Here is a 20,436-nt window from a genome sequence, read left to right as displayed (position 1 = left end):
GCGGCACACCGCCTGGATGCATTGTTCATGCCCGGCGGCACGCAAGCGCTTGCCAGGCACGCTTCCCCAATTCGCGCAATCGCGACAGGCAGCCTGCACGCGGCTCGCCTGAAATGTGCGTGCGATCAGCCGAGCCCCTCGACGCGATCGGCGAACAAATCGATCGCGCGCGACACCTGACGCCCGAAATAACCCGGCCGCTCGCGTTCGTACGCGCGCAGCAACGTCGTGCATTCGCGCTCGGCCCAGCGCCAGACCGCGCCCTGCTTCGCGAATACCGGATGATCGTGCAACTCGGCCGGCACCGCGTGCTCGTCGTCCCAGCCCCAGAAATACGCCTGGTATGCGCGGGTGAACGGCATCCCCAGATTGTTCGCGACGGTTTCATCGTGGCGCAGCGTGAAGTCGACGATCTCCTTGCGCACGCGGCCGCCGACATCGTCGTGGCGCGCTTCGATCCAGCAGTGATACCGCGCGAGGTGCGACAGATGCCGCGCGGTGCGGCGCCGCTCGCGCGTCGTGCACAGCGCATACAGGTTGCCGCCGCCGAAATCCATCACTTCGCCGCCCGCGAACGGCCGGTAAGTCTTGCCGGTCAGCAGCGTCAGCACCTGCGCGCCGACTATCGCGTAGTCGGCGCACCGCATGTAGCCGCCACGCGTCGTCGCTTCCGATACGCTCCGGTGCACGACCTCGTCGATCACGGCGTGCAGCATGGCATCTATCGGCGCCGCCAGGATCGGTGGCTGGCTAGTCGTCGTCACTGGTTGCATCGGAGGCGAATACGGATTCAACGGGTCATCGGTAAAAAATTCTCCGAGGCATAATATTACGAATCGTTACAAGAACCGATAGACGGATTGAGCAGATTTGTATGCTTTTGTCGTGCGGTGCGGGAGCGTGCCGGACAGGCCGGCGGGCGCCACGGAAGAAGTTCGCAGCGCGGTAGTCGGACGCGCGTCGGCGCCGCGCTCGCGGATCGCGGGCGGCTCGATTTTGTGATGCGGTGGACGAAAGCCGAACGGTACGTCAGCCTCGTGTCTACGGTGCGCCGCCGTTCGTGACAACGGGCATTGCGCCCGGCCCGGCCGGCTACCGTGGTGGAGTGGTCGCGGCAGGCGGCATTGCCGCCACCGATGCAATCCGGAATCCCGATCGTTTCGTCTCGTCGCGCACACGGCACGAACGTGGCACCGGGTTCATATCATCCGGGACGTCGCAGGTATGCCGTTGACACTGCATGGCGCGACGCATTCGCCATGCATCGCGCCACGCCGATCTTTCGTGCGGCAAACACGCGCCGCCGCCGAGTGCCTCTCGATGAACGAGCGCAACAGCGGCCGACTACGCGGCACACCATCCCGTCGCGCGCCGCGAGCACCACACGGCGCGCTGCATCCGCTATTGCGCGGCGATTCGCCGGCGGAAATGCTCGGTGCCGGCCACGATCTTGTCGAGCACCGCGTCGAGCGCCCAGAATCGTTCGCGCACGTCGTAGTCGATCGCGCGGCATTTGATCGACCCGAACGTGCCGATCCGCTGATGGTAGAGCTTCGCGAGCGCCGGGTAGCCCAGCACTTCCGACACCGCCGACACGACCAGGAACGTCGACAGCTCGTCGGCCAGCGCCGGGTTCGTGTCTCCTTGCGTGCGCAACCACCGGTAGAGATCCGGATGGAAATTGGTGAACACGCCGTTGAAGCCCGCGGACCCCGCCTTCATCGCGTCCCACGCAATCGCCGCGTTCGCATTCAGGATCTTCAGCGGCGATCCCGCGGCGAGCGCGACCCGCCGCTTCACCGTCTCGAGGTCGCAGCTCACGTCCTTGAGCATCACGAACCGGCCCGTATCGATGCACGCGCGCAGTTCGTCATCCGACAGGAGCCGCCGGTAAGGCGCCGGACACTCATACAGGCCGAGCGGCAGATCCGACGGCAATCGCGCGAGCAGCTTGTGAAGATGGTCGAGCAACGCGGCGCTGCCCTGGCGCTGCGGGTCGAGCCGGTTGGTCACGAGCACGACGCCCTGCGCACCCGATTCGGCCGCCGCGCACAGCTCGGCAACCTGCGCGTCGAGATCGTCGCTGATGTGCCCCGATGCGACGACGGGCACGCGCCCTGCCACCCGCTCGACCACGAAACGCGCCAGCTCCGCGCGTTCGGCAAGACTCAGGAACTGCATCTCGCTCGATTGCGCGACCGCGAACAACGCATCCGAGCCATGCGCCAGATACCACTCGATGAGCCGCTCGAGCCCCGCGTAGTCGATCGCGCCGGCGTCGTCGAACGGCGTCAGCATCACCGGTACGATCCCCTCAATGGTCACGCTCGATTGCTGCTGGTGTTGCATCTGTTTCTCCTTCCTTCAGTGAATACGTGGTGCGAACTGCGTGCTCAGGCCGGCAACGGCCCGGACGCGGCGTTCGCCGCCTGCTCGGGAATCGGCTTGCGCACCAGCAGCAGGTAGGCCATCGCGCCGGCGAACGCGATCGCCGCGGCAGTCAGCAGCGCGGGCACGAACGACCACTTCTGCGCAATGATGCCCGTCAGGATCGGCGCGAGCGCGCCGCCGATGAAGCCGCCGAAATTCTGGATCGCGCCGAGCGATGCGACGCGGTTCGGCGGCGCGGCCGCGGTCGCGAGCGCCCACGAACTGGCCGACGCCGCGTTGGCGAGAAAGATCACGACCGAAATGCATGCGAGCGCAACCGCATTGCTCTGCACGAGCGCGGCCGGGATCGTGAACGCGACCATCCCGAGCATCGCGACCACCACCGCATTGCGCCGGCTCACGACCGGCGAACGGCTGCGACGCGTGACCACGTCCGACAGCCAGCCGGCGACCAGCGAGCCGACGAACCCGCACAGGAACGGCACCGACGCGGCAAAGCCGGTGCGGATCAGGCTCATGTGCCGCTCCATCGTCAGATAGCCGGGCAGCCAGGTCAGGTAAACCCAGTTCAGGTACACGGACCCGAAAAAGCCGATCAGCATTCCCCAGGTCGTGCCATGCGAGAACAGGCTGCGCCATTCGGCGAAGGTCAGCTTCGGCGCCGCGACGACGCTTTGCGCATCGGCATCGAGATAACCGCGCTCCTCCGCAGTCAGTTGCGCACGCAACGGATCGCGGTACAACGCAAACCAGACGACGGCAACGACGAGACCGAGTGCGCCCGTCGCAATGAATGCCCAGCGCCAGTCGAACGACGCGACGAGGATCGACAGCAGCAACGGTGCGAGCGCGGTGCCGAGCGGCGACGCGGCGTTGAAAATACCGGTCGGCGTGCCGCGCGCACGCAGCGGAAACCAGTTGCTCACCACCCGCGCGGCCGACGGGAACTGCGGCGCCTCGCCGATGCCGAGCGCGATGCGCGCGACGATGAACCAGCCGAAGGTGGACACGATGCCGCCCGCCGCCTGCGCGAACGACCAGACGATCAGCCCGATGCCGAGCAGCCGACGCGGACCGATGCGGTCGACGAGCCCGCCGACCGGGAACTGGCACAGCGCATAGCTCCACGAGAACGCCGACAGCAGCAGCCCCATCTGCGAGAGCGACAAGCCGAGATCGCCCCGGATCGCCGAGCTCGCGACGGCCAGCGTGCCGCGATCGAGATAGTTGACGATCCCGCTCGCCATCAACAGCGCGAGCGCGATGCGTTGCCCGCGCCGGATACGCGGCGGCGCGTGCGGAACAGATTGGTTTTCGCTCATTACATTTGTCTCCATGTCACTGGTGGCGGCCGGGTCCGGCCTTTCCGTCTCATGCGGAATTCAGGTATCCATACGTGTCACTTCCTCGCGCGTCGGGATCGAGGTCTGCGCGCCGTAGCGCGTGACGCTGATCGCGGCCGCACGCTGACCGAAGTCGATTGCGTCGTCCATCGACGCGCCGCTCGCCCGCGCCGCCGCGAACCCGCCGACGAACGTGTCGCCTGCCGCGGTCGTATCGACCGCGACCACCGCCATCGCACGATGGCGGCCGTTCCCTGCGCGGCCGCGCCAGCAGACGCCGCGCGCGCCAAGCGTGACCAGCACGTTGCCGACGCCCTTCGCGCACAGCGCATCGGCGGCGCGCACGGCCGACGCATCGTCGCCGACGGCGATGCCGGTCAGCGACTCGGCTTCGGTTTCGTTGACGACGAGGTAGTCGATCCGCGCCAGCAACGCGTCGAACAGCGGTTGCGCAGGCGCGGGATTGAGCAGCACGGGTGTGCGGTGCGCGGCTGCACGGGCAATCGCGTGCGCCACGGTCGCGATCGGCACTTCGAGCTGGCATACGAGCAGCGCCGCCCCGGCGATCGTTTCGCGCGCCGCGTCGATCCGGCCGGCGTCGAGGCACGCATTCGCGCCGGGCACGACGACGATGCTGTTCGCGCCGCCGTCGTCGACCGTGATCGCGGCAACGCCGGTCGCCGTGCCGCCGATGCGGTGCAGGTGCGTCACGTCGATCCGTTCCGCCGCCAGCGCGCCGTGCAGGCGCGCGCCGAACGCGTCGTCGCCGACGCAGCCGATCATCGCAACCGACGCACCCAGGCGCGCGGCCGCGACCGCCTGGTTCGCCCCCTTGCCGCCGTGAACGGTCTGGAATTCAGTGCCGAGCAGCGTCTCGCCCGGCACCGGCAGGCGCGCCGCGCGCGTGACGAGGTCGATGTTCACGCTGCCGACGACAGCGATATACGGTGAATGGGCGCTGTTCATTTCTCAATGTAACCGCTTACATTTGAAGTGGACAAAACGGCCGGGAAGGCCGTCGTCGATGAAAATCCAGCAATGCGAATGAAGTATGTGTCTGACATAATACGGAACAGCATCAAGATAGCGCTTACATTCTCACAGGATCGAATCGGGATGCAAGCGGGACCACCATGAATCGAGGGTAAACAATGACGCCTTTGACAACGCGCGGCATCGGCGACACCGCCACGCAGGGAGACGGCCGATGAGCACGCCTCCATCCCGCGGCGGCGCGTCGCGTGCGCGCCGCGGCAGCGGCCGCTCGGTGCTCGGCGACGTCGCGAAGCTGGCCGGCGTGTCGACCGCGACCGTCTCGCGCGTGTACAACGATCCCGGCAAGGTGTCGGCCGACGTGCAGCAGCGCGTGCGCGACGCGGCGCGCGCACTGAACTGGATTCCGAATGCGGCCGGCCGCGCGCTCGCGTCCACGCGCACCCACATCACCGGCGCGATCATTCCGACGCTCGACGACCAGGTGTTCGCGTCGCAGGTCGCCGGCATGCAGACGGTCATGGCCGAGCACGGCATCACGCTGTTCCTCGGCTGCTCGAACTACGATCCCGCGCAGGCGCTGGCGCAGGTGCGCGCGATGCTGTCGCGCGGCGTGGAAGCCGTGTCGCTGGTCGGCGAAGCGTATCCGCCTGAACTGTTCGAACTCCTTGCGATGCACGGCGTGCCATACGTCGTCACATACGCGTATCGCGACGACAGCCCGCACTGCTGCATCGGCTTCGACAACCGCGCGGCGTTCGCGCGGCTCACCACGCACCTGCTCGACCTCGGCCACCGCGATTTTGCGATCATCATGCAGCCGTCGACCGACAACGACCGCGTGCAGGCCCGCCTGCGCGGCATTCACGACACGCTTGCCGCGCACGGGCTCGCGGTGCGCCCCGTGCATCAGCACGAAGGCGCGGCCACGATCGCGTTCGGGCGGGCGAGCCTGCGCGCGATCGCCGGCAGCGACGCGGCGACGCGGCCGACGGCCGTGATTTGCGGCAACGACGCGCTCGCGCTCGGCGCGTTGCTCGAGGCGCAGGCGCTCGGCATCGACGTGCCCGCGCAATTGTCGATCACCGGGTTCGACGACATCGCGCTCGCGCGCGAAATTCAGCCGCCGCTGACGACGATGTGGGTCGACACCGATGCGATCGGGCGGCAGGCCGCGCACGCGTTGCTCGACGCGCTCGAGAACGGCGCAACGGGGCCCGGTTGTGCCGTCGTGCCCGAGTTGCGCATACGGGAATCGGCCGCGCCGCCGAAGCAGGCGCAGGCGAGCGCATCGCGCAAGAAATGAACACGCGCCGGCCGCCCCGCGCGCTCACTGCATCACGTCGATCGGCAGCGTCTTGTCGAGAGTGTCGTGCCACGCCTGGATGGTCTTCGGCACGGTTTTCTTCCACGCCTGCGCGTTCGAGTAATAGCGCATCCGGACCTTGTTCTGCGCATCGAACACGAGCAGCCCGATCCACAGATCGGTGCCGCGGCTCATCACGATCGCCGCGTTCGTCGTCGCGATGCCGCGTACCCAGTACGACTTCACGCGCGCGTTGAGCCCGTCGAGATCCTTTTCGTCCGCGCTGTAATTGACCATGTCGACGAGCGTCGGGTAGTCGGCGCCAAGCAGCTTGTGCGCGGTCGCGTTCTGCGTCGCGTCGGTCACGACATTGAGGCTCAGCAGGTCGGCCTGCGGCTTGGCCTGGAACTGCGACGCGGTCACGTAGTCGCCCGCGTAGACGACACCCGCACCGGCGCCGCAATCGAAATCACCACCCTGCTGCGTGACGCGGATGCGCCCGCCCTTCCGGTCGAAATCGAGCCGGCATTTGTCCTTGCGATAGGTGCCGCTGTCGCCGTGCAGCACGATGTCGCCGTCGAGCCCGCCGGTATTCGCGCCGTTGTTGGCACCCAGTTCGAAATGCAGCCGAGGCGCGGTGCCGGTGAACGTCAGTACGCCGCCGAACGACGGGTTGTCGCTCGTCAGGTACCAGGCCTGCTGCCAGCGGTCGGCGGCAAGCGGCGTGCCGTTCAGGCTCGCGAGCCGTTCGCGATAGCGGTCGCCGAGGCACGGCGCGTCGGTGCCGCACTGGTCGCGCTGCTTGAGCCACTTCAACTGCGCGGCCTTCAGCGCTGCGGTATCGCCGCCTTTCACGAGCGCCTTCTTCCATGCGGCCGCCAGGTCGCCGTCGAGCTTCGACAGCGCGGCGTCCGCGCAGATCGTCTTCTCGGTCGGCGAAGCGGCCTTCGCACAGTCGAATCCGGCCGCCTGTGCTGCGATCGGCAACAGCGTCAGCAGCACGGCCGCCGCGACGGATCGCAGGCGCATGTACCGCGCATCACCTGCGGGAATCGCGGCTTGCCCGCGCACGTTCGATCGGTTCTGGATGGTCATCGGCTTGGATCGTCGCTGGGTCGCGCGCCTGTAGAAGCTACCTGCACGCGACATTCGAGGTAAAAACGCCCGGCCCGGCATGCGACGCATGCCGTCGCCCGCTGAAGCGTAACCCGATTGCACGACGCCGATCAATCGACGTTCGATGTCGGCGCAACCGTCCCGGCGGCCGCGCCGCATTGCACGATGCCGTCGCGCAACGCGGCTTCCTCGGCAACCTCGACGATCCCGGTCAGCACCATGACGCTACCCCTTCGTGCGCAGGATCGCGCGGCAACCACGTACGCGGCCACACCCTGCCGAGCACATCCGGCATGCCAACGCGACGAACGGGCGCGGCCCGGAAGACGACCGGAAAACGCTTCGCCACGAACGGAACGCCATTCTCCGCAAATTCTGCGGAGAATAACGCCCCCATTCACCACACGCCGCCCGCTACCGCCGTCTGCCCGCCCCGCCCTTCGCCGCCGGCACCGCCTCCCCGAGCCGCTCCGCGAGAAACCCGATGAACGTGCGCAGCGTGACGAACCCTTCGCGATGCTGCGGAAACACCGCATTGAGCGTGATCGGCGACGGCGCATATGCGTCGAGCACCGGCACGAGCGCGCCGCTGTCGAGCGCCGCGCCGACGATGAAGTGCGGCAGCAGCGCGATGCCGAGCCCCGCGATCGCCGCGTCGCGCACGACTTCGCCGTTGTTCGCGACGAGCGGCCCCTGCACGTCGAACGTGTGCGCCGCGCCGTCGACGCGGAATTCCCAGCCGACGCGCCGCTCGCGCCCGTACAGCAGGCACGTGTGGCCGGCGAGATCGGCCGGCGTCGCCGGCGTGCCCTGCCGCTTCAGATAAGCAGGGCTCGCGCACGCGATCATCCGCCACGCGCCGAGCGGGCGCGCGATCAGCGTCGAATCCTCGAGCGAGCCGATCCGCAGCACGAGATCGAAGCCCTCGCCGATCAGGTCGACGCGCCGATCGGTCAGGTCGAGGTTCAGCCGCACGGCCGGGTGCGCGGACAGGAATTCGGCGATCAGAGGCGACACGTGCGTGATCCCGAACGACAGCGGCGCGCTGATCTTAAGCGACCCGTGCAGCTCGGTGCTGCGCACCGACATCGCCTGCTCGGCGTCGGCGATCTCCGCGAGGATCCGCTGCGCGCGCGCATAAAACTCCTGCCCCGATTCGGTCACCGCGAGATTGCGCGTGTTGCGGTGCAGAAGCCGCACGCCGAGAGACGCCTCCAGCGCCATCGTGCGCCGGCTGACGAACTGCTTGGACAGCATCAACTGGTCGGCCGCCGCCGTGAAGCTGCCCGCGTCGACCGTCGCGACGAAGATCCTCAGATCGTTGAGTTCCATATTGTCCACTCCATAGCGACAGTCATTATCGCTACAGCCATTTATTTGTCAAATCGATTGACCTAAGATTCATCTCAACGAACGGCCGGACCCACTTCCGAGGTCCGGCGACTTCAAGGACAAGAATCATGATCGAAATCCGTGCAGCAAACCAACGTGGCCGTGCGGAGCATGGCTGGCTCAGCTCCCGTCATACGTTTTCGTTCGCGAACTACTACGATCCGAAGCAGGTCGGCTTCTCCGACCTGCTCGTGATCAACGACGACCGCGTCGCGCCGGGCCGCGGCTTCGGCACGCACCCGCACCGCGACATGGAAATCCTGTCGTACGTGCTCGACGGCGCGCTGGAACACAAGGACTCGATGGGCACCGGGTCGGTGATCGTGCCGGGCGACGTGCAACTGATGAGCGCGGGCACGGGCGTACGCCACAGCGAGTTCAACCACTCGCCGGACGCGGGAGTCCACTTCCTGCAGATCTGGGTCGGGCCGGCCGAAAAGGGTGCCGAGCCGCGTTATCAGCAGACGAATGTCGCGGCCGAGGACAAGCGCGGCAAGCTCACGCTGGTCGTGTCGCCGAACGGCGACGCCGGTTCGCTGAAGATCCGGCAGGACACGCGGATCTACGCGGGCCTGTTCGACGGCGATGAACGCGCTACGCTGGAACTGGCACCGGACCGCTTCGCTTACGTGCACGTTGCACGCGGCAGCGTGACGGTCAACGGCAAGACGCTCGGCGAAGGCGACGGCGCACGCATCCGCGGCGAACAGGCGCTGACGCTCGCCGACGGCAACGATGCCGAAGTGCTGGTGTTCGACCTGCGTCCGGTCGAAGTGACGGCCGAGTGGGCATGACGCCCGTTCGGGAAACCGGGCCTCGCTGAAAGCGAGGCCCTCTTAATCGGAGATTCGCAACATGGCCAAGGTACTCGTTCTTTACTACTCGTCCTACGGGCACGTCGAAACGATGGCGCAACACGTCGCGGAAGGCGCGAAATCGGTGCCCGGCGTCGAGGTCGCGCTCAAGCGCGTGCCGGAAACGATCCCCGTCGACCAGGCCAGGGCGATCGGCGTGAAGGTCGACCAGGCCGCACCGGTCGCCACGGTGGACGAACTCCCCGATTACGACGCGATCATCTTCGGCACGCCGACCCGCTTCGGCAACATGGCCGGCCAGATGCGCACGTTCCTCGACCAGACCGGCGGCCTGTGGATGAAGGGCGCGCTCGTCGGCAAGATCGGCAGCGTGTTCGCGTCGACCGGCACGCAGCATGGCGGCCAGGAAACGACGATCACGTCGTTCCACACGACGCTGCTGCACCAGGGGATGGTGATCGTGGGCGTACCGTATGCATGCAGCGGGCTCGTCAACATGAACGAAATCACCGGCGGCACGCCGTACGGCGCGACGACGCTCGCAGGCGCGGACGGCAGCCGTCAGCCGAGCGCGAACGAACTCGAAATCGCGCGTTACCAGGGCAGGCACGTCGCGGAACTCGCGAGCAAGCTCGCGTCGTAACGCGTCGCACCCTCCGGGGATCCGCCGGCCGCACACGGTCCGGCATTCCCGGAAAACCGCACGCGAACGGACGGCGCCGGAGCAACCCGGCGCCGTCCGTTCGTGCGTGTTTGCCGGCCGTTACTGCCCCGAAGCCGGCGCGGCGGGCGCCGCCTTCGTCGCGGGCGCCTTCTGCACGGCGTTCTGCGGATAGTTGCTCTGGTCGTTGGTCAGCCGGTAGCCGCTGCCGGTGCCGATCGCCTTCAGGTCCGACGCGTGGCGCGCCCGGGCCGCCTTGCGCGCCGCCTTCTTCTGCGCCTTGTCGAGCTGCTTCTGCGTCGGCGCGGACGCCGGATCCTGCGCGTATGCCGCCGGCACGGCGGTCAACAGCAGACCGAACGACGCCGTTACTGCTACTGCCACCGATACCACGCGAGACGTCTTCATGGCCGGATCTCCTTGTCGATTGTTGGTTGTGGGTCGAATACCAGCGCGCACGCGACGGCTTGCGACGACGGCGCCGATGCAACGTTAGCCGATCGCTGCGCAAATGTCCCTGTGCGTTCCTGAATTCTCCCGATAACGACAGCGATACATGGGCGCCGGACACGCCGTCGTGTCGGCATGCCGTCCGCGCCCATCAGGGAAACCGATAACCCCGGGGCAGCCTGCGCTCAGACCCAGCGCGACAGCACCGGCAGCAGGATCGGCACGACGAACGCCGTCAATACGCCGTTGAGTCCCATCCCGAGCCCGGTGAACGCGCCGGCCTCCTCGCTGACCTGGAACGCGCGCGCGGTGCCGATCCCGTGCGACGCGACGCCGAGCGCGAAGCCGCGCACGGCCGGCTCGTCGATCCGCAGCGCGTTGAGGATCCCGCGCGCGCACACGGCGCCGAAGATCCCGGTCGAGATCACGAGCACGGCGGTCAGCGACGGAATGCCGCCGATCTCCGCGGCGACGGCCATCGCGATCGGCGTCGTCGCCGATTTCGGCGCGAGCGACGCGATCGTCTGGTGCGATGCGCCGAACAGCGCGGCGATGCCGACCGCCGACACGATCGCGGTCAGCGAGCCCGCGAGCAGGCCGACGAGCAGCGGCAGCGCGCTGCGCCGCAGCTTCGACCATTGGCGATACAACGGCAGCGCAAGCGCGACGGTCGCGGGGCCGAGCAGGAAATGGACGAACTGCGCGCCTTCGAAATAGGTCGGATACGGCGTATGCGTGATCGTCAGCAGCACGACGATCAGCGCGACCGCGATCAGCACCGGGTTCGCGAGCGGGTTGAAGCGCGCCCGCGCATAAACGGCCTGCGCGAACAGATATGCGATCAGCGTGATGGTCAGGCCCAGCAGCGGGGTCGCGGCGAGATACACCCAGATCGCGCCGAGTTTCGGGAAGGCCGTCATTGCGTGTGCTCCGCGGTACCGTCCGCGCGGCGCTGCCGCCGCAGCAGCGCACGCGTGACGAGTGCCGTCACCGCGATCGCGAGCGTGGTGCTCGCGGCCAGCGCGACGACGACCGCCACCGCGTCGCCGCGCACCCGGTCGGCCGACACCATGATGCCGACGCCGGCCGGCACGAACAGCAGCGACAGGTGGCGCAGCAGCTCGAGTGCGGTCGGCTCGATCGCGTCGGCCACCTGCGGGCGCAGCATCACGAAGCCGAACAGCAGCAGCATGCCGATCACGGGGCCCGGCACCGGCAGCGCGAACAGATAGGACACGCCTTCCCCCAGACACTGGAAGGTCAGCAAGATCGCGAACGCCTGCAGCATGAACCGCTTCTCCAGAAGGTGGCCGCGATACCGTGCAGCCGCGCGACCGATATGCCGGCGGCTTGCGGCGCCGGCGTGGACGATATGCGCGATCGTATCAACTTCGCGTGCAACCGGACATCGCGGCGTTCGGATGCGGCGGGGAGACACCGCCTGATGCACGACGCACGGCCATTTCGCCGCACGCCCGCGCCGCACGCCCGCGCCGGCTGCTCGAACGGCCTCGCGCGGCGCAGCGCGCTGCCGCGCGAACAGTTCGGCCATCTCACGCGGGTCGTCCTGCGCGATCGCCGCCTTCGTCGGGAACGCCAGGCAACCGGCCTGCAGCCGGATCGAATCGATGCGACACTGGCCGCCGAGCGCACGGCGGCGCCACCGATCGCGCCGCGCATGAAACAGGCAATACCGGCCACGCCGCGTCGCGTGGCCGCATCAAGGAGAGGTTCCAATGTACTCGTGGTTTGAACGGCGCCTGCCGACTTTCCCGCTCGAAGATCCCGTCACGCCGCCGAAGGGATTCTTCTCGTTCGTCTGGGCGTGCACGAAAGGCGCGCGCAGCTGGATCCTGCTGATCGCGCTGACGTCCGCCGCGCTGGCCGCGTACGAAGCCGCGTTGTTCGCGATGATGGGGCGCGTGGTCGACTGGCTATCGTCCGCGACGCCGGCGGAATTCGGTGGCCGCCACTTCGGCACGCTCGCCGGTTTCGCGGCGATCCTCGTCGGCAGCGCGCTGCTGATCGCGCTGCATACGATGGTCAAGCACCAGGTGCTCGCGATCAACTTCCCGATGCGGCTGCGCTGGCTGTTTCACCGGCTGATGCTCGACCAGAGCCTGTCGTTCTATGCGAACGAATTCGCCGGCCGCGTGACGACCAAGATCATGCAGACCGCGCTCGCTGTGCGCGACGCGCTGTTCATGTCGGTCGACGTCGTGATCGGCGTCGCCGCGTACCTGATCGGCATCCTCGCGCTTGCGGCGAGCTTCGACTGGCGGCTGATGATCCCGCTCGCGCTGTGGGCGCTCGGCTACGGCGTAGCGTGCGCGTTTTTCGTGCCGCGCCTGGGCGCCGTCGGCAGCAGGCAGGCCGACGCGCGCGCGCTGATGACGGGCCGCATCACCGACGCGTATTCGAACATCACGACCGTGAAGCTGTTCTCGCACACGCGCCGGGAAGCCGACCACGCACGCCGCGCGATGGAGGCGTTCAAGGCGACCGGCGACGCGCAGATGCGGCTCGTCAGCGCGTTCGAGATCGTCAACCACCTGCTGTCGACGCTGCTGCTGGTCGGCTCGACCGGCCTCGCGCTGTATCTGTGGATGCACGGCGAAGCGAGCGCGGGCGTCGTCGCGGCCGTGATCGCGATGGCGCTGCGCCTGTCGAGCTATTCGCACTGGATCATGTGGGAGATGACCGAGTTGTTCGAGAACGTCGGCACGATCCAGGACGGCATCAACACGCTGACGAAGGTGCGCAGCGTGGTCGACGCGCACGATGCGAAACCGCTCGCGGTGCAGCGCGGCGGGATCGTGTTCGACAACGTGCAGTTCGCGCACGAGGACAACGATCGCGCGGTGTTCGACGGGCTGAACCTGACGATCCGGCCGGGCGAGCGGATCGGCCTGATCGGCCGCTCGGGTGCCGGCAAGTCGACGCTCGTGAACCTGCTGCTGCGTTTCTACGACGTGGGCGGCGGCACGATCCGGATCGACGGGCAAGATATCGCGCACGTGACGCAGGACAGCCTGCGCAGCGCGATCGGGATGGTCACGCAGGATACGTCGCTGCTGCACCGGACGATGCGCGAGAACCTGCTGTACGGTCGCCCCGATGCAACCGAGTGCGAGATGCAGGACGCGGCCGTGCGCGCGGAGGCGTCCGAGTTCATCGACCGGCTGCGCGATCGCCACGGGCGCAGCGGCTACGACGTCGAGGTCGGCGAGCGCGGCGTGAAGCTGTCGGGCGGCCAGCGGCAGCGCGTCGCGATCGCGCGCGTGATGCTCAAGGACGCGCCGATCCTCGTGCTTGACGAAGCGACCAGCGCGCTCGATTCCGAAGTCGAAGTCGCGATCCAGCGCAGCCTCGACAGTCTGATGAGCGGCAAGACGGTGATCGCGATCGCGCACCGGCTGTCGACGATCGCGGCGATGGACCGGCTGATCGTGCTCGACGAAGGACGCATCGTCGAGGAAGGTACGCACCAGCAACTGCTGCAGGCGGGCGGCATCTACGCGGCGCTGTGGGCGCACCAGAGCGGCGGGTTTCTCGGCGAAACGGCGGAGGCGGAAGGCGCGGAGCAATAAGCCGTGCAGGATGCATGCGGCGCGCGGCCTCCCGGCGGAGGCCGCTTGCGCCGATCCGGACGTTACAACCTGACGATCGTCGATTTCAGCTCGGTGTATTTGTCGAGCGCATGCAGCGACTTGTCGCGCCCGTTGCCCGACTGCTTGTAGCCGCCGAACGGGAAGTTCATGTCGTCGCTGCCGTCGCCGTAGCAGTTGACCCACACGGTGCCCGCACGCAGCCGCCGCGCGACCTGGTGCGCCGTCGCGAGATCGGCCGACCAGACGGCCGCGGCCAGCCCGTACTCGGTGTCGTTGGCAATGCGAACGGCCTCGTCGACGTCGTCGAACACGATCACCGACAGCACGGGCCCGAAGATTTCCTCGCGCGCGATCTTCGCATCGGGCTCCACCTCGAACACCGTCGGCTCGACATAGAAGCCGCCCGTCTCCTCCTTCACGCGCGCGCCGCCCGTCACGAGGCGCCCCTCGTCACGCCCGATGCCGATGTAACCCATCACGCGATCGAGCTGCACGCGATCGACGATCGCGCCCATCGTCACCGAAGGATCGAGCGGATGGCCGGGCGCGAAGCGCCGCGACGCGTCGACCAGCTTCGCGACGAATACATCCTTGATGTCGCGATGCACGAGCAGGCGCGAGCCGGCCGTGCACACTTCGCCCATGTTGAAGAAGATCGCATCGGCCGCCGCTTGCGCGGCGCGGTCGAGATCGGGGCAATCGGGCAGCACGATGTTCGGCGACTTGCCGCCCAGTTCGAGCCACACGCGCTTCACGTTCGACTGGGCGGCGAACGCCATGATCTGCTGCCCGGTGCGCGTCGATCCGGTAAATGCGATGCAGTCGACATCGCGATGCAGCGCCAGCGCCCTGCCCGGCTCCGCGCCGCCCGGCACGACGCTGAACACACCGGGTGGCACGCCGGCGTCGCACGCGAGCTGCGCGACGCGGATCGCGGTCAGCGGCGATTTCTCCGACGGCTTCAGCACGACGCTGTTGCCAGCCGCGAGCGCCGGCGCAAACTTCCACGCGGCCATCAGCAGCGGGAAATTCCACGGCACGACCGCCGCGACCACGCCGATCGGCTCGCGCGTGACGAGCCCGACGAGATGATGGTCCGCTGGCACGACCTCGCCGCCGACCTTGTCGATCGCTTCCGCATACCATTCGACGCAATGCGCGGCGGCCGGCACGTCGATCGCCGTGGTGTCGGCGATCGGCTTGCCGGTGTCGAGCGTCTCGAGCAGCGCGAGCTCGTCGAGATGCTCGCGCATCAGCGCGGCCCAGCGCTGCAAAACGGCCTTGCGGGCGCGCGGGTTCATGCCGGCCCAGACCCGCGCGTCGAACGCACGGCGCGCGGCCGCGACCGCCACGTCGACATCGTCGCTGCCGCAATCGGCCACGTGCGCGAGCACGCAACCGTCGATCGGGCTCACGCACGCGAAGGTCGCGCCGGTGTGCGCGTGGAGCGCTGCGCCGTCGATGAACGCGCGCCCGTCGATCCGCAGCCCGGCCGCGCCGGCCTGCCAGTCTTCGAATGTCCGTCGATTCATTTGGATTCCTGTAAAAAATTGCGCATCATGATCCGGTCACCGGATCGATCGGCGTGAAGATGCCCGCGCGCGCCTCGATCGCGTCGCCCGCGGCGAGACACAGCGCCTCCTGGAAACGTCCGGCGACGAGCTGCACGCCGGTCGGCACGCCGTTGCGAATGCCGGTCGGCACCGACAGCCCCGGCAGCCCGAGCAGCGCGGTCGCGAGCAGCGGCCCCTGCTGGCCGACGATCTCGCGCATCGCGTCGTCGCCGTGCTGGTCGGCGTCGATCGAGAACGGCCGTGCGCATGACACGGGCATCAGCAGCAGCGGATAGCGCGTAAAGAACTGCTGCCAGTCGCGCAGCAGCGCGGTGCGCCGCGCGAGGCCGTTCATGTAGCCGGCGAGGTCCAGCGGCGCCGCGAGATTGCGCTGGCTCGCGAACGCGGTGCGGATCGCCGCGTCGCCGTGCTGCATGATCACGTCGCCGAGCCCGCTGCGCGCTTCGTTGGTCACGAGGTCGAGCCACAGTTCGCACGCTTCGGCGATCCGCGGCGGTTCCGCTTCCTCGACGATGCAGCCGGCATCTTCGAGCCAGCGCGCGGCCTGCCGGATCGCATCGACGACCACCGGATCGGACGGCACGCCCGGCAGCGCCGGGCAAACGGCCACGCGCGCGGGGAACGCGGCCTCGCGCGCGGCCGGCGCGACCGGCATCCACCATGCGTCGCGCGCGTCGACGGCCGCCATCGCGTCGAGTGCAAGGCGCAGGTCGCCGACCGTGCGCGCGAGCGGCCCCTGCACGGATGCGAGCTGCACCGCGAGCGTGCGATCCTTCGCCTGCGTCGGGTTGTACGCGGGGACGCGCCCGGTGCTTGGCCGCAGCCCGGCTACACCGCACGCATAAGCCGGGTAGCGAATCGAGCCGCCCAGGTCGTTGCCGTGCGCGATCGCGCCGATGCCGGCCGCCACCGCCGCGGCCGCGCCGCCGCTGGAACCGCCCGGCGTCAGCGCCGGATCCCACGGATTCGACGTGCGGCCGTGCAGTTCGTTGTCGGTGAACCAGCGATACGAAAACGCCGGCGCGTTGCTGCGCCCGATCACGATCGCGCCGGCCTTGCGCAGGTTCGCGGTCACCGGGCTGTCCTCGTGCGCGATCAGGTCCGAAAACGCGCGCACGCCGTTGGTCGTCGCACGTCCGGCCGTGTCGACGTTGATCTTCACGGTCACCGGCACGCCGTGCAGCGGCCCGAGCGGCGCGCCGCGTGCGATCGCTGCATCGGCTTCCGACGCCGCCTGCAATGCGCTGTCGGCCAGCACGTCGACGATCGCATTGATAACGGGGTTCACCTGTTCCAGCCGCTGCAGGCAGCTGCGCGTGAGTTCCGTCGCCGACACGTCGCGCCGCGCGACATGCGCGGCCATCTCGGCCGCGCTGAGACGCCACAATTCCCGGGTCATGGGTTGCTCCTCGTTGATCTCGATGGTTGGGTTGAATCGGCCGCGCACTACGCGCGCGACTGTCCGGCCTGCGGTGCATGCGACGCATAGATCTTGCGGCACGTTTCGACGACTTCCCACGTGCCGCGAAAACCCGGCGGGATCACGAACCGGTCGCCGGCGCGCAGCACGCGTTCGCGGTCGTCCGCATCTCGCACGATCGCGACGCCGCTCAGCATCTCGCAATACTCCGACTCGTCGTACTCGATCGTCCAGCGGCCGGGCGTGCATTCCCAGATCCCGCAACTGAACTGCCCGCACGGGCTGATGTAGTGATGCGACAGCGTCTGCATCGGGTTGCCGTCGAGCAGCAGCCCGCTCGGCACGCGGCTCTGCGTGAGCTTCGCCGGCGCCCGCATCAGGTCGACGAGATTCGTGATGTCGGTCATGTTTGCCTCCAGGGCATGAATGGTTCGAAACGTTTCGGTGCCGCGCGGCCGGGCGAGCCGGCCCACGCGGGTCAGAGCAGGTCCATCGTCCGGTGCCACGCCATCGCGAGCGCCAGCATCGGCGTGCGCAGCAGGCGCCCGCCCGGGAAGTCGCGATGGCGAATCCGGCCGAACAGGTCGAAGCGCGCGGCCTGCGCGTCGATCGCTTCCGCGATCAGCCGCCCCGCGAGGCCGGTCACGTTGACGCCGTGCCCGGAAAAGCCCTGCGCGAAATACACGGTCGGCTCGAGCCGGCCGAAATGCGGCGCGCGATTCATCGTCGCGTCGATCAGGCCGCCCCACGCGTAGTCGATCCGCAGGTCGGCAAGCTGCGGAAACGTCTTCAGCATGTCGCGCCGCATCGCGGCCGCGAGGTCGCGCGGCGTGTTTGTCGAGCTGCTGGCCTTGCCGCCCCACAGCAGCCGGCGGTCGCGCGTCAGCCGGAAATAGTCGAGCGCCGCATTGCTGTCGCAGATCGCCGCGTCAGCCGGCATCGTCTCGGCCGCGCGCACGTTACCGAGCGGCTCCGTCGCGATCACGTAGGTCGCCACCGGGATGATCTTGCGCGCGAGCGCCGGCGCAAGCTGCCCGAGGTACGCATTGCCCGCCAGCACGACGTAGCGGGCATCGACATGCCCGCGCGCGCACCTGACGCGGTGGTGCGGCGCGGCGCGATCGAGCGCGAGCGCGGGCGTGTCCTCGTGGATCGTCACGCCGGCCTCGCGCGCCGCCCGCGCGAGGCCGAGCGTGTAGTTCAGCGGATGCAGATGGCCGCTGCCGTCATGACGCAGGCCGCCGACGTAGCGATCGGACGCGACGAAGTGATGCAGGTCGGCACGTTCGACGATCTCGTAGCCGCGATAGCCGAAGCGGCTCGCCGCGGTATCGCGCCACTTGCGCAGCGCATCGAGATGGCGCGGCTTGTTCGCGGCGATCAGGAAGCCGAACGTCAGGTCGCAATCGATGTCGTACCGCTCGACCCGCTGCCTGACGATATCGACCGACTCCAGCCCCATCGCCCACACGCGCCGCACGTCGTCGTCCGGCAGGTGGGCCGAGAACGTATCGATGTCGCACGCGTACCCCGCGATCAACTGGCCGCCGTTGCGGCCGCTCGCGCCCCAGCCGATCTTCGACGCCTCGACGAGCACGACCGAATGGCCGCGCTCGGCGAGATCGAGCGCCGCGGACAGGCCGGTGAGCCCCCCGCCGATCACGCAGACGTCGGCGGTGACGGCCCCGTCGAGCGACGGATGGCGCACCCGGTTGTTGACCGTCGCTGCATAGTAGGACTGAACATATTGCTGGTTTTTGAACTTGATCATGAGTGAGACTCGCGAACTGTGTCGCGTCAGAATGCGTAGATGAGTTGGGTCGCGAGCAGGTCGTTCGATTTCGCATACGACCCGTCGTGACGCAGGAAGACCTTGTTGCTCGCCCAGTCGTGCCGGTATTCGACCTTCACCGTCACCTGCTGGGTCGGGTAGAACAGCAGGTCGAAGGCGGCGGCCTGCCGCGTCGCGCCCTTGCACTCGAAGCCGACGCCGCCGTTCGCCTTCGACATCGCGAGGCAGTCCGCGTCGATGCCGAAGCCGTTGTTCGGATCCATCCCGTTGCCGTTCAGGCCGATCGACGAACCGCCGCCGCCGTTCTTCCGGTTCACCAGCAGGTCGTAGCGCAGCGTCGCACCCATCCGGCCGACCACCGGCACGTTGAACTTGCGGTGCGCGAGCAGCGACAGCCCGAACCATTGCGCGAGCCCGCCGTTGAACGCGCCGTGCTGCTGCTGGCCGTAGTCGATCTCGGCGTTGTACTGCGCGTCGGCAAGCGTGTAGGTTGCGTCGACTTCGCCGAAGAAGAATGCGCCGTACGCGCTCGGCGCATTGCCGCCGACGCCGTAGCGCACGTTGCCGGTCGCCGGATCGATCGCGCTCGGCAGCGTCTGGCGGCCGATGTTGATCGAACCGCCGATATCGAGCGCGCTGCCGCGCAGGTAGTCGACGCGCGCGGTGAAGGTCGGCACCTTGTTGCTCGTCGTGATCGGATCGCCGAGCGCGTTGACGCCGGTCTGCGTGACCGCGCCCGCGCTGCGGAACTGCTCGTTGCCGACGAAGAACTTCCACGCCCAGTGGCCGTCCGCGCTCTGGTAGTTGATGCCCGCGCCGATCGACGAGCCCGGATCGGAGAAGTCGTACAGCAGGTTGTGCGTGAGCGTGAGCATCTGGCTCGACTGCTGGTACTCGTAGCCGCCGAAGCCGAGCACGAGCCCGCCGACGAATGCCGTCGTGCCCGACAGCGGCACCGTGACGACCGCCGTGTTCACGATGTCGAGCCCGCTCGCGCCGCTGCCCGTCATCATCGACAGGCCCGCGCCGCGGTTCGGCATCAGCGTGATTTCCGCGGACGGTGCGGTCGGGCCGACGCCGAACGTCTTCTTGATGTCGAGGAATACGTCGCCGAACGTGCTGTTGTAATAGGTGTACGCGTTCTCATGGTTCGCGAACTGGAACGACGACGTGCCGGCACCGCGGTTGTACAGGTAGGTCGGGTCGAGGTAGCCGGTCACCGACAGCCCCGCGATCGGGCCCGTGCGCGCGGCATCGGTCAGCGAATCGACCTTCAGTTGCTGGTTCGCGACCTGCTGGCGGATTTCCGTCACGTCGTCGTTGGTCAGCGCGGCCCGCGCCTGTCCGTAACCGGGCGCGACCGTGCCGGTCGCCGCGGACGCCGCGTTAGACGCAGCCGGTGCGGCCGCCGGCTTCGCAGCGAGTTGCGATTGCATCGCGCTCATCTGCCGCTGCAGCACGGCGAGCTGCTGCTGCAGCGCCCTGATCTGGTCGGCGCTTGAATTCGCGGCGGCGAGCCCCGGCAGCGCACCGGCGATCAGCGCGCAGAGATACTTCTTTTTCATGGAAAGT

At 68.1% G+C, this 20,436-nt stretch carries 19 protein-coding genes; 5 read left to right on the top strand and 14 right to left on the bottom strand.

Going from position 1 to position 20,436, the window contains the following annotated elements; all coding sequences use genetic code 11:
* Positions 1–125 precede the first annotated feature (125 nt).
* From OEJ37_RS08285 to rbsK, 4 genes are all read right to left on the bottom strand, one after another.
* Positions 126–773: a hypothetical protein gene (locus OEJ37_RS08285; RefSeq protein ID WP_263343942.1), complete on the bottom strand. Its 648-nt coding sequence runs from the start codon at positions 771–773 to the stop codon at positions 126–128.
* A gap of 628 nt (positions 774–1,401) precedes the next feature.
* Complete coding sequence (locus OEJ37_RS08280) at positions 1,402–2,349, bottom strand: dihydrodipicolinate synthase family protein (protein ID WP_175945200.1); 948 nt, start codon at positions 2,347–2,349, stop codon at positions 1,402–1,404.
* Positions 2,350–2,393: 44 nt separating this feature from the next.
* Positions 2,394–3,713, bottom strand: a complete 1,320-nt coding sequence (locus OEJ37_RS08275; RefSeq protein ID WP_174419544.1) for an MFS transporter — start codon at positions 3,711–3,713, stop codon at positions 2,394–2,396.
* Between the two features lie 60 nt (positions 3,714–3,773).
* The gene (gene rbsK, locus OEJ37_RS08270; protein WP_263343939.1) at positions 3,774–4,700 is read right to left on the bottom strand and encodes a ribokinase; all 927 of its coding nucleotides are present in this window, start codon (positions 4,698–4,700) and stop codon (positions 3,774–3,776) included.
* Positions 4,701–4,941: 241 nt separating this feature from the next.
* Here rbsK and OEJ37_RS08265 point away from each other — a divergent pair, with 241 nt between their 5' ends.
* The gene (locus OEJ37_RS08265) at positions 4,942–6,033 is read left to right on the top strand and encodes a LacI family DNA-binding transcriptional regulator (RefSeq protein ID WP_175919921.1); all 1,092 of its coding nucleotides are present in this window, start codon (positions 4,942–4,944) and stop codon (positions 6,031–6,033) included.
* 24 nt (positions 6,034–6,057) lie between these two features.
* Here OEJ37_RS08265 and OEJ37_RS08260 read toward each other — a convergent pair whose 3' ends face one another.
* Positions 6,058–7,128 (bottom strand): lysozyme inhibitor LprI family protein, encoded by a 1,071-nt coding sequence (locus OEJ37_RS08260; RefSeq protein WP_411859247.1) that lies wholly within the window; start codon positions 7,126–7,128, stop codon positions 6,058–6,060.
* A gap of 435 nt (positions 7,129–7,563) precedes the next feature.
* The gene (locus tag OEJ37_RS08255; RefSeq protein WP_263343937.1) at positions 7,564–8,481 is read right to left on the bottom strand and encodes a LysR family transcriptional regulator; all 918 of its coding nucleotides are present in this window, start codon (positions 8,479–8,481) and stop codon (positions 7,564–7,566) included.
* Between the two features lie 128 nt (positions 8,482–8,609).
* Between OEJ37_RS08255 and OEJ37_RS08250 the strand changes: the two genes are divergently transcribed.
* Positions 8,610–9,335, top strand: a complete 726-nt coding sequence (locus tag OEJ37_RS08250) for a pirin family protein (protein WP_174419539.1) — start codon at positions 8,610–8,612, stop codon at positions 9,333–9,335.
* A 61-nt stretch (positions 9,336–9,396) separates the two neighbouring features.
* Positions 9,397–9,999 carry an NAD(P)H:quinone oxidoreductase gene (wrbA, locus tag OEJ37_RS08245; protein WP_174419538.1) on the top strand — a complete coding sequence of 201 codons (603 nt, stop codon included), beginning with the start codon at positions 9,397–9,399 and terminating at the stop codon, positions 9,997–9,999.
* Positions 10,000–10,119: 120 nt separating this feature from the next.
* Here wrbA and OEJ37_RS08240 read toward each other — a convergent pair whose 3' ends face one another.
* The 3 genes from OEJ37_RS08240 to OEJ37_RS08230 all read right to left on the bottom strand — a co-directional run bounded on the left by OEJ37_RS08240 (position 10,120) and on the right by OEJ37_RS08230 (position 11,755).
* Entirely contained in the window at positions 10,120–10,425 is a 306-nt protein-coding gene (locus OEJ37_RS08240) for a hypothetical protein (RefSeq protein WP_174419537.1), read from the bottom strand.
* A 227-nt stretch (positions 10,426–10,652) separates the two neighbouring features.
* Positions 10,653–11,387 carry an LrgB family protein gene (locus OEJ37_RS08235; protein ID WP_263343935.1) on the bottom strand — a complete coding sequence of 245 codons (735 nt, stop codon included), beginning with the start codon at positions 11,385–11,387 and terminating at the stop codon, positions 10,653–10,655.
* Positions 11,384–11,755, bottom strand: coding sequence for a CidA/LrgA family protein (locus OEJ37_RS08230; protein ID WP_174419536.1), 372 nt, complete (start codon positions 11,753–11,755; stop codon positions 11,384–11,386). The genes OEJ37_RS08235 and OEJ37_RS08230 overlap by 4 nt, the downstream gene beginning before the upstream one ends.
* An 18-nt stretch (positions 11,756–11,773) precedes the next feature.
* Here OEJ37_RS08230 and OEJ37_RS08225 point away from each other — a divergent pair, with 18 nt between their 5' ends.
* Together OEJ37_RS08225 and OEJ37_RS08220 are read left to right on the top strand one after the other, a co-directional pair.
* The gene (locus OEJ37_RS08225) at positions 11,774–12,220 is read left to right on the top strand and encodes a hypothetical protein (protein ID WP_263343934.1); all 447 of its coding nucleotides are present in this window, start codon (positions 11,774–11,776) and stop codon (positions 12,218–12,220) included.
* A complete protein-coding gene (locus OEJ37_RS08220; protein ID WP_263343933.1) occupies positions 12,204–14,057 on the top strand; it encodes an ABC transporter ATP-binding protein in 1,854 nt (617 codons plus the stop codon). Before OEJ37_RS08225 ends, OEJ37_RS08220 begins: the two co-directional genes overlap by 17 nt.
* A gap of 62 nt (positions 14,058–14,119) precedes the next feature.
* On the opposite strand, the gene OEJ37_RS08215 is transcribed toward OEJ37_RS08220, so the two are convergent.
* From OEJ37_RS08215 to OEJ37_RS08195, 5 genes are all read right to left on the bottom strand, one after another.
* Positions 14,120–15,610: an aldehyde dehydrogenase gene (locus OEJ37_RS08215; protein ID WP_263343932.1), complete on the bottom strand. Its 1,491-nt coding sequence runs from the start codon at positions 15,608–15,610 to the stop codon at positions 14,120–14,122.
* A gap of 25 nt (positions 15,611–15,635) precedes the next feature.
* Positions 15,636–17,051, bottom strand: a complete 1,416-nt coding sequence (locus OEJ37_RS08210) for an amidase family protein (RefSeq protein ID WP_263343931.1) — start codon at positions 17,049–17,051, stop codon at positions 15,636–15,638.
* Between the two features lie 47 nt (positions 17,052–17,098).
* The gene (locus OEJ37_RS08205) at positions 17,099–17,479 is read right to left on the bottom strand and encodes a cupin domain-containing protein (protein ID WP_174419531.1); all 381 of its coding nucleotides are present in this window, start codon (positions 17,477–17,479) and stop codon (positions 17,099–17,101) included.
* 71 nt (positions 17,480–17,550) lie between these two features.
* Positions 17,551–18,843 carry an NAD(P)/FAD-dependent oxidoreductase gene (locus OEJ37_RS08200; protein WP_263343929.1) on the bottom strand — a complete coding sequence of 431 codons (1,293 nt, stop codon included), beginning with the start codon at positions 18,841–18,843 and terminating at the stop codon, positions 17,551–17,553.
* A 26-nt stretch (positions 18,844–18,869) separates the two neighbouring features.
* Positions 18,870–20,429: a DUF3138 family protein gene (locus tag OEJ37_RS08195; protein ID WP_263343928.1), complete on the bottom strand. Its 1,560-nt coding sequence runs from the start codon at positions 20,427–20,429 to the stop codon at positions 18,870–18,872.
* Between the last annotated feature and the right edge of the window lie 7 nt (positions 20,430–20,436).

This window comes from Burkholderia sp. BKH01 (assembly GCF_025685725.1).
Taxonomy (GTDB): domain Bacteria; phylum Pseudomonadota; class Gammaproteobacteria; order Burkholderiales; family Burkholderiaceae; genus Burkholderia; species Burkholderia pyrrocinia_C.
This window is presented reverse-complemented; position numbering and strand designations above follow the sequence as displayed.

Excerpts from the sequence above, each read along its gene's own strand:
- OEJ37_RS08235 (WP_263343935.1), bottom strand. The coding sequence starts at position 11,387 with ATGACGGCCTTCCCGAAACTCGGCGCGATCTGGGTGTATCTCGCCGCG.
- OEJ37_RS08255 (WP_263343937.1), bottom strand. The coding sequence starts at position 8,481 with ATGGAACTCAACGATCTGAGGATCTTCGTCGCGACGGTCGACGCGGGC.
- OEJ37_RS08275 (WP_174419544.1), bottom strand. The coding sequence starts at position 3,713 with ATGAGCGAAAACCAATCTGTTCCGCACGCGCCGCCGCGTATCCGGCGC.
- OEJ37_RS08260 (WP_411859247.1), bottom strand. The coding sequence starts at position 7,128 with ATGACCATCCAGAACCGATCGAACGTGCGCGGGCAAGCCGCGATTCCC.
- wrbA (WP_174419538.1), top strand. The coding sequence starts at position 9,397 with ATGGCCAAGGTACTCGTTCTTTACTACTCGTCCTACGGGCACGTCGAA.
- OEJ37_RS08195 (WP_263343928.1), bottom strand. The coding sequence starts at position 20,429 with ATGAAAAAGAAGTATCTCTGCGCGCTGATCGCCGGTGCGCTGCCGGGG.
- OEJ37_RS08230 (WP_174419536.1), bottom strand. The coding sequence starts at position 11,755 with ATGCTGCAGGCGTTCGCGATCTTGCTGACCTTCCAGTGTCTGGGGGAA.
- OEJ37_RS08200 (WP_263343929.1), bottom strand. The coding sequence starts at position 18,843 with ATGATCAAGTTCAAAAACCAGCAATATGTTCAGTCCTACTATGCAGCG.
- OEJ37_RS08210 (WP_263343931.1), bottom strand. The coding sequence starts at position 17,051 with ATGACCCGGGAATTGTGGCGTCTCAGCGCGGCCGAGATGGCCGCGCAT.
- rbsK (WP_263343939.1), bottom strand. The coding sequence starts at position 4,700 with ATGAACAGCGCCCATTCACCGTATATCGCTGTCGTCGGCAGCGTGAAC.
- OEJ37_RS08205 (WP_174419531.1), bottom strand. The coding sequence starts at position 17,479 with ATGACCGACATCACGAATCTCGTCGACCTGATGCGGGCGCCGGCGAAG.
- OEJ37_RS08265 (WP_175919921.1), top strand. The coding sequence starts at position 4,942 with ATGAGCACGCCTCCATCCCGCGGCGGCGCGTCGCGTGCGCGCCGCGGC.
- OEJ37_RS08285 (WP_263343942.1), bottom strand. The coding sequence starts at position 773 with ATGCAACCAGTGACGACGACTAGCCAGCCACCGATCCTGGCGGCGCCG.
- OEJ37_RS08220 (WP_263343933.1), top strand. The coding sequence starts at position 12,204 with ATGTACTCGTGGTTTGAACGGCGCCTGCCGACTTTCCCGCTCGAAGAT.
- OEJ37_RS08250 (WP_174419539.1), top strand. The coding sequence starts at position 8,610 with ATGATCGAAATCCGTGCAGCAAACCAACGTGGCCGTGCGGAGCATGGC.
- OEJ37_RS08240 (WP_174419537.1), bottom strand. The coding sequence starts at position 10,425 with ATGAAGACGTCTCGCGTGGTATCGGTGGCAGTAGCAGTAACGGCGTCG.
- OEJ37_RS08215 (WP_263343932.1), bottom strand. The coding sequence starts at position 15,610 with ATGAATCGACGGACATTCGAAGACTGGCAGGCCGGCGCGGCCGGGCTG.
- OEJ37_RS08280 (WP_175945200.1), bottom strand. The coding sequence starts at position 2,349 with ATGCAACACCAGCAGCAATCGAGCGTGACCATTGAGGGGATCGTACCG.